We start from the raw sequence: 12,802 nt of genomic DNA on the forward strand, positions 1-12,802 counted from the left end.
GCCTGCCGGTATGAGCGTGACGCACAGCGAGGTGCGCACGCCGCGCTATGCTCGCGCGTTTTCGATCAGCCCGGATCTGGATACGTCGAAGATCGACGCGAGCCTGCAAGATGGCGTGTTGACGTTGCGGATTGCGCGGCGCGAGGCCGCGTTGCCGCGGCGGATCGAGGTCACGTCGGGGCGTTAAAACACCAACGGTATCAGCCGATATCGAACGGTATTGCGATAGCAGCGATAGGCCGCATCGGTTTCCAACATCCTCTCCTCTCGGATGATGCGGCCGATTTGAAATGCCAACTGAGCGACGTGGACCGTGAAGTTAAGCGGCGAGAAATTCGTGAGTAGGAAGCCGACGTCGGTGATGAAATAGCCGAGATACATCGGATGCCTAACGAATCGGTAGGCGCCGCGCGACACCACGCCACGGTTAGCAGGCAGGATGCCGAATGAGCGTTTCAACGAGATTTTCGCAAAGAGCTGCCAGGCTATGCCGCCCACTTGCAGAAGCGCCCCGACGGCTTCGGGCACGATCTTGATGCCCCCGTTCAAGTTGTAGAAGAGGAATGCATAAGTGCCTCCCAGTGACCACAGCAAGGTTAGTGGCCGCCAGTCTCGCCGTACCGGCGTGCGTGCGACGAGCACCAACCCTGTCGTAAAGCAGTTGGCAATGACCAGCAACAGCAGGGTGATGCGCGTCGGTGCGGCCAGCCAATGCGAGACGGCCGAAATCGCGAATACAGCGAAGGCTACGGCGGTTGCGGCCCTCAACGAGATGTCCGCTATCAAATGCTTGTCGATCGCCTGTGGCCGCGCGACCGAATCGTCATGGAGCGAGCTCATTCAACCTCCGCTGATGTGCGTCATCGTCGGCAGAAGCTGACGAGCGATCTGGATAACCGCCGGCCCGACCAAGACTACGATCAGTGTCGGGAAGATGAAGAAGATCAACGGAAACAGCAGCTTCAGTGCGATCTTCGCTGCATGTTCCTCAGCCTTCATACGTCGCTTCGTGCGCATGCTTTCGGTATAGACGCGCAGCGAATCGCCGATGCTCGTGCCGAAGCGATCGGCCTGAATTAGCATGGTCGTGAGTGTGTCGATATCCTCGACCCCCGTGCGAGCCGCTAGGTTGCGCAGCGCTTTCTCGCGGCCCGAGCCAGCGCGCAATTCGAGCAGCACGAGTTCGAGTTCGTTCTTCAGCGTCGGGCTCTTCGCGCCGAGTTCTTCCGTGACGCGTTGCATCGCAGCGTCGAGACCCAGCCCCGCTTCGACGCATACCGTCATCAAATCGACGGCGTCAGGCAGCGCTTCTATGATGGAGCGTTGCCGGTTGGCGGTGAGCCGTGACAAAACGACGCTCGGGCCATAGAAACCCAACGCCGACGCGCCGAGCAAAACGAACAGCGCGGACAAAGTATGTCCGGCCGAAAATTTTGGGGCTGCGAAAACAAGTGCAGCGGCCGGCAAGGCAAGCGCAAGTACGGTCTTCGCCGCGAAATAGTATGCGGGGGCCGATGCGCTGCGAAACCCAGCGTGCATGAAGCGGCGACGCAACGCCGAGCGATCCCAGTCATCCTTCGGCAGAGAAAGCTTCGCGACTCGACTGGACATCTGAGCGATTCGCTCGCCCCATTTATTGTCGTCCGGCGCATCGAGGCCGCCTGTGCGCGAGCCGGCTTGCCCCGCAAGCGGCATCGAGAGACCTTCAATGCGGCGCTTCAACGGATCGGGCCGCATTAGTTGCATTGCTCGAAAGACGACGCCGAAGACAATGAAGAACATCCCCGCGAGCAAGACGATTTGTTCGGTTTTCATGATCGGTCCTAAGGTGTCCGTGAGCTCACACGCGAATGCGCACGATCTTGCGCATCCACAAAATTCCGACCGCCATCATCCCTACGCAGATGAACGCGAGTTTCTCGGCCGAGGGGTCCGTCCAGAAGATCTTGATGAACCCGGGGCTGAGCACAGCCAGTATGCCGACGATGACAAACGGCAACAGGGCCAGGATCCATGCGGAAAGACGCCCCTCGGCGGATAGCGCGCGCACTTTTCCGAAGAGCTTCAGCCGCTCGCGAATGATGTATCCGATGTTGGTCAGAATCTCCGCCAGATTGCCGCCCGATTCGCGTTGGATCAGCACCGCGATGACGAAGTACCGCAGGTCGTCGAGCGGCACGCGTTCAGTGATGTTGTGCAGCGCCGTGTTCATCGAAACGCCGTAATTGATCTCGTCGAAGGCGGTGCGAAATTCCGCGCCGAGAGGCTCGGCCATTTCGTCAGCGAGCATGCCGAGTGCACTCGCGAACGAATGTCCCGCTCTGAGCGAGCGCGCAATCAAATCGGTCGCGTCGGGCAATTGGCGCTCGAGCTGTTTCAACCTTTGACTACGCTTGCGGCGCACGGTCAGCCAGGGCGCCACGGCCAACGCGCAGCCGATCGCGATCTGGACGGGGACCTTAAGGGATAGCAAGACGCCAAGCACGGGGCCCATGGCGGCGCAGGCGAACGTGTAGCCGACGAAACGGCCTACCGTGATCTTCATGCCCGCTTGCTTCAGCGCGCGATCGAGCGTATGCACGCCCGGCACGTCGGCGAGCAGTTGCACTAGCCACTGCGAGTCGCTCAACTTGTGGTCTTTGAGGATCGACAGCGGCTGGCCGCCTCCCTGGTTGGCGGTGGAACTGAATTCGAGACGTGCGGCGATGCGCTTGGCTTGCGCCCCGTAATGGCTCATCCAGTAAAGGTGTATCCCTTCGATCGCCAGCACCGTTGCCAGAAACAGCAAGACGGCGAAGGTAAGAAACGTTGTATTCATGGCGCTCTCCTTGAGACGGTCACGCCTCGAAGCGGCGGGAAGGATCGAACAGATCGTCGGGCAGCGCCACACCGAATGCAGCCAATCGCTCGCAGAACTTTGGCCGCACGCCCGTGGCGCAGAAGTAACCCGTGATCTTGCCTTCCGCATTCACGCCCGTGCGTTTGAACGTGTAGATCTCCTGCATGTTGATGATCTCGCCTTCCATGCCGGTAATCTCTTGAATGCTCATCAGTCGCCGAGTCCCGTCGGTCAGACGGGCCGCCTGCACGACGACGTCGATCGCGGATGAGATCTGTTGCCGCATGGCCTTGATCGGCAGCGAGAAACCGGCCATCGCCACCATGTTTTCCAGGCGGGTCAGGGCATCGCGCGGCGTATTTGCATGCAGCGTCGCCATCGATCCTTCGTGCCCGGTGTTCATGGCGTGGAGCATGTCGAGCGCTTCGGCGCCGCGCACTTCGCCCAGCACGATTCGGTCTGGGCGCATCCGCAGTGCGTTGCGCACGAGCGCGCGCTGTGGAATCTCGCCTTTTCCTTCGATGTTCGGCGGACGCGTTTCCAAGCGCAGCACGTGCGGCTGACGCAGTTGAAGTTCCGCTGCGTCTTCGATCGTGACGATGCGCTCGTCCGCCGGGATGAAACCGGACATGAGGTTCAGCAGGGTCGTCTTGCCGCTGCCGGTACCTCCAGAAATCAATATATTGAGCCTGGCCTTGCTCATCGCTTCGAACAGGCGTGCGATGGCGGGCGTAAAGGTCCGGTTGCGGACCATGTCGTCGACCGTCAGCGGATTGACGGCGAAGCGCCGAATGGAAACGAGCGCGCCGTCGATTGCCGAGGGCGGGATGATCGCGTTCACGCGCGAGCCGTCGGGCAAACGTGCGTCGACCATCGGTGTCGATTCGTCGATGTGGCGACCGACACGCGAGACGATGCGCTCGATAACTTTCATCAGGTGTGCATCGTCGAAGAACGTGATGTCTGTCAATTCGAGCTTGCCGCGGCGTTCAACATAGACTTGCCGCCACGTGTTGACGAGGATGTCGCTCACGGTCGGGTCGGCGAGCAACGGTTCGAGCGGTCCCAAGCCAAACATTTCGTGATTCACGTCTTGCGCGAGGCGGCGTCGCTCCGTTTCGTTCAGTGGAATCTTTTCTTCCTCGACGATTCGCTCCACGAGTTGGCCGAGTTCGCGCGTCACCTGCTCGGGCGTCAGACGCTGAAGCTTATCCAACTCAACACGCTCAATGATCGTTTGATGCACGTGCATCTTTAGCTGCTGATACCCCTGGCCGCCGCCGCGCACGTCGCTTGAGAAGGCTGGGGCCGAGCCCGCCGCGTCGAATGCGACGACGCCGCTTTGCATCATCAATTGCTCACGCAAGGACATGGCTATCTCCGAGATAGTTCAAAGGTTCAGGACTCGGTTTTCAGCGTGCGCATCGACGCCGCTGCCGGCTTGGAAGTGAATAGGCGAGAGAAGAGGCCGTTCGTGGCATCGAGCGGCTTGGGCCAAAGCGCATCGGCGAATGTGTCGATGCTCGTTGCGAGCGCACTCGATCGGCCGACTTCGAGCAGCGGAATGCCTTGATCGATCGCTTGTTCGACATGCTTGTCGTCGCGCGGCAACCTATGCGCGATGCGCACGCCGAGCGCGTTTTCGAGCGTCGCGATATCGACGCTTGCGCTCTTGTCGTATTCGTTGATCAACGCGCGCAATTTGCTGCTCGAATAACCGAGTTCTCGTAGGATGTCGACGAGTCTGCGGCCCGTATGCAGGTGCGGGATGCTTTGGCGCAGCACGACGCCGATGTCGCTGCTGCGATCGAGCGCCAGCATCGAAATCGGGTCGACGAAGCGGCCGAGGTCGACGAGAACTACGTCATAACGCGGTATCACGAACGAAAGGACCCGTTCGACCTGTGGCGCTCTCAGGTCGGCAGCCTTGATCGGATCGCTGGTGCCCGCCAATACGTCCAGGTTCGGATGCACGTGCATGGCGCACGCGTCGAAGAACGCGCCGTCGAGCCGATCGATCTGGGAGCACAAGTCGACGATCGTCGCGGCCGGCGGCTTGTCCGCCAACATCAAGTGCGCATCGCTGAACTGGCGGCTCAGATCGACGATGAGCGTGCGCTTGCCACGATCGCGGGCGAGCACATAGCCGAGATTGATCGTGATGAGCGTCGTGCCGCTGCCGCCGCGTGGCGACACGAAGGAGAGCATGCGGCTCTCCCGACCGGCGCCGGCGGACTTCTTTTCACCGATGAGCGACAACTCGGCGGTAAACGCCGCTTCGTCGATAGGCCAAGACAGCACGTGCCGTACGCCTGCACGCATGGCCGCGACGAGCCAGTCTTGCGACAACGATGGTGTCACGAGCAGAGAGCTGAGCCGGGGCGCGCTGGCTGCGATGGCTTCAACCGCAGCCAAATCGCGGTGCTCGAGATGCACGTCATCGATGATCAGGAGGTCGGCCTTCTGGGCGTCTTCGCGGTACTCGGGCAGCCGCGCGGCGGCGGCTCGAATCGTGCGCAACCGGTGGCCGGCATTTTCCTGGCCGACGAGCGCGGCAATTCGACCGGCGCGCTCGTCGTCTGACGAGATCAACAGGATGTCGAGCATGGCATTACCTCGTTTTACCGCTAGGCGGCGTAGGGCTTGTCTTGGCTGTGTCGCTTTCAGTTGGAACCGCCGGAGCCGCTTACGCCAATCGTGAAGACGCTGGTCGGCGGCGGAGGCGCCATGAACGACTTGCCGTAGTTCTGCTGCGATGCCGTGGCGGCCGTGCCATCGATGCCGGCGACTGGATCGTTGTTGGCCGACGCAGAGGGGTTCAGCACCTGCATTGCCGTGACGGTCTTGACGGCGTCGCCGAACGTGCGGTCCCAAACTGGCGTGGAGCTCATGCATCCGTTGAGCAATGCTCCCCCGGCGGTGATGAGCGCTAAGCGAAGCGCGATTTTCTGGATCTTCATGTTGATCTCCGATGTCTTGGTCGTAACGCGCGGGCGCTCAATGGGTGTACGCGACCGTGTGATCGTCGGCGAGCTTGGTACTCGCGTCCGGCAACGGCGTGGCGACGGGGTCGGCAGAGGCGACGGGCGACGTTTGGACGGCGGGCGGCGTCGTCGCGTCGAGCGGTGCCGCCGTGGCAGGTTGCGCATCCGGGGCGGGCAACGCCGGCGTCGATGGCGCGGGCAGCGCGCTGACGGGCGCCGAAGGCGTGGCCGGCGCCGCGGGCGTAGCCGGTGCATGGCCTTCCATGTTGCCTGTCGCGAATACGCCTGCTTCGCCTACCTTGCCGAAGTGATCGGTCGGCAGGGGGTAGTTCGGCGGCAACGGCTTGGCGAGACGCGGGGTGACGACGAACACGAGTTCGGTCTTGTCGTTCTGATAGTTCGTGCTGCGGGCCAACGCACCGAGGATCGGCAATTCGCCGACGCCCGGAATCGCCTTAATGGTGCCGGTGATGTTGTCCTTGAGCAGGCCGCCGATGGCGAAGCTTTGGCCGTCGTTTAGCTGGACCGTGGTCGAAGCGCGCCGAGTCGTGATGAGCGGCAGGATCGAGCTGAGGTTACTGTTGGACGCCGTGACCGTGACGCCCGTTGGCGACAGCTCGGATACCTCCGGCGCTACCTTTAGGTTGATCCGGCCGTTTTCGAGCACAGTGGGCGTGAATTTCAGGCCGACACCGAATTCTTCTTCCTTCAAAGTAATCGTTGTCGAGCCGTTGCCGTTATTGCTCTGCGGCACCGGGATGAAGACCTTCCCGCCGGCCAGGAAGCTCGCCTCCTGACCACTGATCGCCATCAATGTCGGCTGTGCCAGCATCTTGACGAGCTGATCGTCGTGCTCCGCATCGAGCAGCAGGCTCAACGGTTTGTTGTTGGCCTTCGAGAGTGCGAGCGCGCTCATCCCGCCCGATAGGAAATCGGCCAGCAGTCCAACGCTCCAGCTGCCGAACCCGCCCTGGATGTTGGGCGCCGCGCCGAGCTCGTCGATCAACGTCTTGGATACCTCGGCGACCTTGACCTCGAGCATCACCTGTTGCGGAGCCGCGATGTGCATCATGTCGATGACGTGCAGCGGCGTGGGGCTATCGGAGGAGGCGGCTCCGGCGGCGATTGGCGCCGCGGCAGGCGCAGCTGCGGCGGGCGCGCCCGGTCTGGTTTGGGTCGAGAGCGGCTTTGCGGGACGCTGTGCGAATGCGTTCGCAAGTTCGATCACCCGCTGGGCCTTGACCGCATCCGAAACTGTGCCGGTCAGCACGAGCGTATCGGCCGCGACCTTGACCTGAATGCCAGTCTCGGTAGGCAATAGGTCGGTGATGGCCGCCTGAAGGCCGCTTGGATCGGTGCCGACGACGACGTCCACGATGCTGCACGAGCCACTGCGCCCTTGTACGATCATGTTCGTCGTGCCGATGTCCGTGCCCAGCAGATAGAGCGTCCGCGGCGATACGAGCATCGCCTGCACCACCGCTGGGTTGCCGACGGTGCGAGTGCGCACAGGTTCGGGCAGGGCCACCATGGTCGACTTGCCGAGCGGAACGACAACGGAACTATGCATTGCCACTTCGCCGACGCAATTCGGCCCGTGCTCGGCGAACGGCATCTCACGCGCTGCCGCTTGCGGGGCGGCCGCAGCAGCTGCCGCGGCCGGCTGGGCCTGAACGTTCGCCAGCACGCTGAAAAACAGCGCACCGGCCATGCCGCAAGCGCGAGTCTTCCAAAAGCGTACGCGCGCTTGCGAATAAGCCTGCACACGGGCGCGGTGCGGCGCGCGGCTAAGGCGTTCGAATCGAGTCTTCATGTCGTTCCCCCGGTGATGCAAGAAGTGATGCAAATTTCGCTTATGCACCGCGTTCGTCGACGCGGCGCTTGCGTTGTCGCGTTGTATCGGTCCTTCGTTCAGCGGCTGCCGATGCAACGTTGGTCAAGACGTTGGCGGCCAGAACGATCGATGCGTGTGGTTTTTAGAAGCATTCCTGTGAATTGCTCGCTCCATCGATCACATGTACGCAGTCGCGTGGCGCAGCGGGTGCGCGATGCGCGGCTACCTTGACGGGTGCGGAATGCACGGGTGCCGGTGCGGCGGGCTGCGGAAGCTTGAGCAACGAAGCGCGCGTCGCGCCGTCGGTGTTCGGATCCTGCCGATCGATCTGGTTGCGCAGCACGAGCGAGAGCGTGCCGATGCTGCGCGCGAGATCGATCTTCTCGGCCTGTTCGGGCGTGACCTGAAGCGTGACGGCGTCGACGACCTTGGGCTTCGTTTCATCCCGGCCAGCTTCCTGCGCGACCGCAAGCACGAGGATGTGCTCGAGCACAATCTTCGAAATCTTCTGCTCGTTCTGCGCGTTTTGCGCGTTTGAGTCCTTCTGCGTATTGACGATGATGTCGACGTAGTTGCCCGGCAGTGCGAAGCCGGCGACGCCGATGACATCGTTCACGCGGACCGTGATTGCCCGTTTACCTTCATCGATGACGGCCGACAGCCCGCCGGTCGACCCTTGCGGCGAAAGTTTCCCCTCGAGGATGGGCTCGCCGCGCATCGCGGTTTCCTTCAACACGCGCCCGTCGAGTTTGCCCACCTCATGGAAAGCACCGGGCGGCACGCTGCCGGCAGGCCAGTCGATGGTCTTCACGTACTCGGGCGAGATCCGTTGTCCGAGGTCGATATCGGCCGTCGCCACGACCACCTTGGTCGTCGAACTCGAGCTTTGCGCCATCATCCAGCGCGATGCAAATACGACGGCCGTCAGTCCGGCCGCTGCGGCGATGAGAAGCATCATCAATGCGCGAAGGTTTTTCATGTCGTTCACCTATCGGTTGCTTCTTGGCGATCCCAAGCCTATGAAGTGGCCGGTAATGCGCGTCGAGGCGGCGTCTATCAATCGTTTCCCGTGCGGCGTCGCCGCGGCGTGTCAAAGATCAAAGCTCGGGGGAGGGATGCAACGAGGCGCGGGCCCGCGTTGCGGATGCGCACGGCGCGCGTGCGTGCCGATTGCAGCTTGATGTGTCGTGACCGCCGCATTAGCGGTCCGCTTGGCGTTCGTGCCCATTGCATTTCCCCCGACTAAGCCCGCCTTCCGGCGAGCGGTGCTTTGGACAAGCGGCTCCGCGCATCTCTCGTGTGCATGACCGCTGTCCTTCGATGTCCGCGTCGACCTCCCGCGCGCGGCTTCTCGTTGTCACTGTCGTCGCGGCTTCGTAACCGGTGCGTGACGTTCGGTTCGGCTTTGATCGACTCTCTCGGCCCTCTGCTAGTCCAAATTCAAGCTTCGTTCGCTTATACGTTCAAGATCAACGTAATGACCGATCCGATCGCGATGGCGACTCCGTATGGCAACGAACCGACAGTCAATCCAGCATCGCGCTCGTGCGCCGTGCTGGTCGTAGCACTGTCGGCGGACATCGCGATCAACATCGACATCGCGCCTGCCACGCCCCTGCGCAACCTGCGCTTGCGCATCAGCGCGAAGAACGCGAGCACGCCTCCGATCGCAGTTGCGAGGAGCACAGCTTCAAGCGCGGCACGCGGCCCAAGCAGCGCGCCCACAGCCGCCATCAATTTGACGTCGCCGGCGCCGAGCATGCGAATCAGGTACCCTGGCATGAGTAACAAGCCGCCCGTCAATGCGCCGGTGACCCACCAAATGGGGCCTATCGGCAACCCATTGGCAACGATCTGTATCGGCAGCGCCGCAATCAACGCGATGGCCACGAGCCAATTCGGGATCCGACGCGCATGCAGGTCATACGACATGGCGATGACTACTAGCGCCACGACGCACGGGCCGGTCGGAAAGAGCACTGTGTTCATTGCATTCCCCGTTGGTCGCTCTCGAATTCAAAAGGGCGCTTCGCCGCTGATGGAGCGAAGCGCTCGTGTTCTTGGCGTGTTTCGCTTCACGCGGCGAGACCAAGTCCCGCGGAGACGGCTGCGAATAGGCCTTGCAGGCTGGTGCCCACCCCCGTGGCCGCCAAAACGATGGTGAGGGCGATCAGGCCCGCCAAAAGGGCGTATTCGATGGACGCCGCACCCTCTTCATGGCGCACAAATGCATGCAGCTTTTTCATGTCTTCCCCCGGAGCTGTCTATGGCGTGCGGGTCTCGAGCGCGGCAAGGCGCCCGAGACCGCCTTCGTGCGATCAGCCTGCGGCCGCGGTTGTCAGCGCAGTGTTGACGGCGCCGAAGATGCCCTGCAGGCTAACGCCCACCGCCTGTGCGCTCAGGATGATCGCCACCGCAATCAGCCCAGCCAGCAGGCCGTATTCGATAGCGGCCGCACCGTCTTCTTCGCGCAGGAAATGTTGAAGCTTGCTCATGTTTGCCCCCGATAGAGAGGTTGAAATCAACCAAAAAAACCGCGGCAGTCGAAGTTAGCCGCAGCATGCTTAGTCGTCCTAATCGAACGACAACCTGCACGGGACGCATCGCTCGTTGTCCGCATCGCACGCATCGCACGTCGATGGCCCCGTCGCTTCCCCGTCGAACAGCCCGCATTTTTCGTATTGCGGGCCTTCGCCGAAGTTCGCTGCCGCCGCCCATTCAACGGTCCGGGCCGCGGCGAATTTCTGTGTGGGCCAATAAGGCAATGGGTATGCCATGGGGCCGCAAACCCTTGCCGGATAAGACACGTGTCGGCGCGCCGGGGCGGTTTTGGCGGCTGCGGAATGGGGGATGTTTCGTTTCTGAAACGTCGCTTCAATCGATACACCGCGGAGTACGACCACATCGAACGAGCGTTCGCGATCAATTGGGCTATTGCCGCGACGCAGCGACAGCATTGAACCGACAAGGAAATTACTGGCCCGTGCCGAAGGAATTGAAAGGGTCGACAGCGGAAAAATCGACGTGTCGCGGATGTCGCATTGTTGAGACGGCGCCGCATCCAGCGGCGGCTCTGGCCAGTTATGTGGCGTGCCTCACATGAAGAGGTAAAAACTACCGCGACTCGGTATTCGGCCCGATGGCGTTTTTTCCTATAGTAATTCGTAAGGTCGAGGGCTATGTTGCATTGCATAACGAAATTAAGCGCGATAGCCTACCTGCACGACGCTTTGAAAGAGAGATTCCGGGGTGGGGGCGAACAATGCGGTCTGACGATTCGGCCGGGGACATTCGATCGTCATATCCGGTTGCGCGCCGATGCGTGATGGCTGGCAACGCCGCGTGAGACGGCGTGCCGACGCGATGTTGAACAGTAGGTAGGCGCATGGAGCGCGCAGACACACTGATCAAGATCAAAAATGGCTTCGATTCGACGAGATAAGCTGCCTCACGGCAATGCTCGTGTTTCGATACGGGGGTAATAAATGAGTACCGCTTTCAATCCGCTGCAAACGGAGCGCACCGTCCTTTTCGTGTCGCTCACGCCCGACACCGAGTGTGTCGACCAGCTCGTGGCAGCGGGGTGGCACGTCGTTCACGCGAAGACACCCCAACAAGTCCAACGCGCCGTGGAGCGCGGCGCCATTCACGTCGGTCTCGTGCAATTGCCGGTCGATTGCAGTTCGCAGCAGCTGGCCGAACTCGAATCGTGCATTTCGCCCAGCGACGTCGCCTGGATTGCGGAAGTGCGGCCTGGCCAGGCCGACCACCCGCCGGTACGCCGTTTCATTCTCGATTTCTGCTTCGATTTCGTGACGTTGCCTTGCCACGACGAGCGGCTGACGATTTTGATGGGCCATGCGGACGGGCTCTGGGCGCTACGCAATACGGAAAGCCACGACAAGCCGCCGGCGCCGACCAGCACGATGATTGGCCAGTGCGAGGCGATGCAGGCGCTCAACCGCGGCGTCGATAAGTGCTCGCGCAACGAGGCGCCGGTGTTCATCGCAGGCGAATCCGGCACGGGCAAGGAGCTGACGGCACGCGCGATCCACGACCATTCCGCACGCGCCAAGCAGCCGTTCGTCGCGATCAATTGCGCGGCGATCCCTCCGTCGCTACTTCAATCCGAGTTGTTCGGCCACGAGCGCGGGGCGTTCACCGGTGCGTTGCAGCGCAAGATCGGCCGAATCGAGGCGGCCGCGGGCGGCACGCTGTTCCTGGACGAGATCGGCGATATGCCGCACGAATGCCAAGCCGTCTTGCTGCGCTTCCTGCAGGAAGGCACGATCGAGCGGCTCGGTGGAACAGGGCCGATCAAGGTCGACGTGCGCATCGTTTCCGCGACGCACGTGAACTTGACGAGCGCCATCGAAGCAGGGCGCTTCCGCATGGATTTGTATCACCGTCTTTGCGTGCTTCGTTTGAACGAGCCGCCGCTGCGCGAGCGCGGAGGCGACATCAAGTTGCTCGCGCACTACGCGCTCGAGCTTTATCGCCGCGACGGTGCGCGTAAGATTCGAGGGTTTTCGAGCGACGCGATCGCCGCGATGTTCAATTACGGCTGGCCGGGCAACGTGCGCGAGCTGATCAATTGCGTCCGCCGCGCCGTCGTCATGGCCGAAGGGCGTTTCATCACCGCAGCGGATCTCGGCCTGCCCGACTTCGAAACAAAAATGGGCCGAACGCTGGCCGAAATCCGGTGCGACGCCGAGCGCGCGGCCGTGCGCGAAGCACTGGCGCGCCATGCCTATAGCCTCTCGAGCGCGGCGATCGAGCTCGGCATCTCTCGCGCTACGCTGTATCGGCTACTCAACTCGATCGGCCTGCGCGACGAAGCGCCGGCGCAGCGCCCGCCGCGTGCGCTGACGGACATCGATCCGTGCTCCGCGGAGCCGACGCAGCGCGGCATCGAGCAAATGGCGCCGTAAGGCCGCTAAGCGGCCTGCCGCAGCGCCGCTCCGGCAAGCGCGCCGCCGTCACGGCGCTTGGAAAACGCGCCGGCAACGCATATCCTGACCTTCGACGTCCGCGCGCCCGCGAGGCGCGCGTTTCTTTTTGCGCATTCGCATTCGGAGGAAAAGATACATGACGCGTGCCGTCGATTCGGGAATCATTCTCATTGCACGTTTGGCGTTGTCCGTG

At 62.1% G+C, this 12,802-nt stretch carries 13 protein-coding genes; 2 read left to right on the forward strand and 11 right to left on the reverse strand.

Annotated elements, in window-relative coordinates; translation table 11 throughout:
• Nucleotides 1–187 (forward strand): Hsp20/alpha crystallin family protein (locus ACTHNR_RS27460; protein WP_440552158.1); only part of this gene is annotated, 187 nt, incomplete at its 5' end.
• On the opposite strand, the gene ACTHNR_RS27465 is transcribed toward ACTHNR_RS27460, so the two are convergent.
• From ACTHNR_RS27465 to ACTHNR_RS27515, 11 genes are all read right to left on the reverse strand, one after another.
• The gene (locus tag ACTHNR_RS27465; protein WP_440552160.1) at nucleotides 184–840 is read right to left on the reverse strand and encodes a methyltransferase family protein; all 657 of its coding nucleotides are present in this window, start codon (nucleotides 838–840) and stop codon (nucleotides 184–186) included. The genes ACTHNR_RS27460 and ACTHNR_RS27465 overlap by 4 nt on opposite strands.
• Complete coding sequence (locus tag ACTHNR_RS27470; protein ID WP_440552162.1) at nucleotides 841–1,815, reverse strand: type II secretion system F family protein; 975 nt, start codon at nucleotides 1,813–1,815, stop codon at nucleotides 841–843. It lies immediately after the preceding gene.
• 25 nt (nucleotides 1,816–1,840) lie between these two features.
• Nucleotides 1,841–2,818, reverse strand: a complete 978-nt coding sequence (locus ACTHNR_RS27475; RefSeq protein ID WP_440552164.1) for a type II secretion system F family protein — start codon at nucleotides 2,816–2,818, stop codon at nucleotides 1,841–1,843.
• Between the two features lie 19 nt (nucleotides 2,819–2,837).
• Nucleotides 2,838–4,211, reverse strand: a complete 1,374-nt coding sequence (locus ACTHNR_RS27480; protein ID WP_440552167.1) for a CpaF family protein — start codon at nucleotides 4,209–4,211, stop codon at nucleotides 2,838–2,840.
• Nucleotides 4,212–4,237: 26 nt separating this feature from the next.
• On the reverse strand, nucleotides 4,238–5,446 hold the full coding sequence (locus ACTHNR_RS27485) for an AAA family ATPase (protein ID WP_440552170.1): 1,209 nt from the start codon (nucleotides 5,444–5,446) through the stop codon (nucleotides 4,238–4,240).
• A 56-nt stretch (nucleotides 5,447–5,502) separates the two neighbouring features.
• Nucleotides 5,503–5,799, reverse strand: coding sequence for a hypothetical protein (locus ACTHNR_RS27490; protein WP_440552172.1), 297 nt, complete (start codon nucleotides 5,797–5,799; stop codon nucleotides 5,503–5,505).
• A gap of 37 nt (nucleotides 5,800–5,836) precedes the next feature.
• Nucleotides 5,837–7,636, reverse strand: a complete 1,800-nt coding sequence (locus tag ACTHNR_RS27495; protein ID WP_440552174.1) for a pilus assembly protein N-terminal domain-containing protein — start codon at nucleotides 7,634–7,636, stop codon at nucleotides 5,837–5,839.
• Nucleotides 7,637–7,799: 163 nt separating this feature from the next.
• A complete protein-coding gene (gene cpaB / locus ACTHNR_RS27500) occupies nucleotides 7,800–8,636 on the reverse strand; it encodes a Flp pilus assembly protein CpaB (RefSeq protein ID WP_440552175.1) in 837 nt (278 codons plus the stop codon).
• 476 nt (nucleotides 8,637–9,112) lie between these two features.
• Nucleotides 9,113–9,646 carry an A24 family peptidase gene (locus tag ACTHNR_RS27505; RefSeq protein ID WP_440552178.1) on the reverse strand — a complete coding sequence of 178 codons (534 nt, stop codon included), beginning with the start codon at nucleotides 9,644–9,646 and terminating at the stop codon, nucleotides 9,113–9,115.
• 86 nt (nucleotides 9,647–9,732) lie between these two features.
• Nucleotides 9,733–9,903 carry a Flp family type IVb pilin gene (locus tag ACTHNR_RS27510; protein ID WP_440552181.1) on the reverse strand — a complete coding sequence of 57 codons (171 nt, stop codon included), beginning with the start codon at nucleotides 9,901–9,903 and terminating at the stop codon, nucleotides 9,733–9,735.
• Nucleotides 9,904–9,975: 72 nt separating this feature from the next.
• Nucleotides 9,976–10,152 carry a Flp family type IVb pilin gene (locus tag ACTHNR_RS27515; RefSeq protein ID WP_440552183.1) on the reverse strand — a complete coding sequence of 59 codons (177 nt, stop codon included), beginning with the start codon at nucleotides 10,150–10,152 and terminating at the stop codon, nucleotides 9,976–9,978.
• A 990-nt stretch (nucleotides 10,153–11,142) separates the two neighbouring features.
• Here ACTHNR_RS27515 and ACTHNR_RS27520 point away from each other — a divergent pair.
• Entirely contained in the window at nucleotides 11,143–12,588 is a 1,446-nt protein-coding gene (locus tag ACTHNR_RS27520) for a sigma 54-interacting transcriptional regulator (protein WP_440552186.1), read from the forward strand.
• Nucleotides 12,589–12,802 lie beyond the last annotated feature (214 nt).

The sequence above is a fragment of the Trinickia sp. genome (assembly GCF_051954495.1).
In the GTDB taxonomy this organism is placed as follows: domain Bacteria; phylum Pseudomonadota; class Gammaproteobacteria; order Burkholderiales; family Burkholderiaceae; genus Trinickia.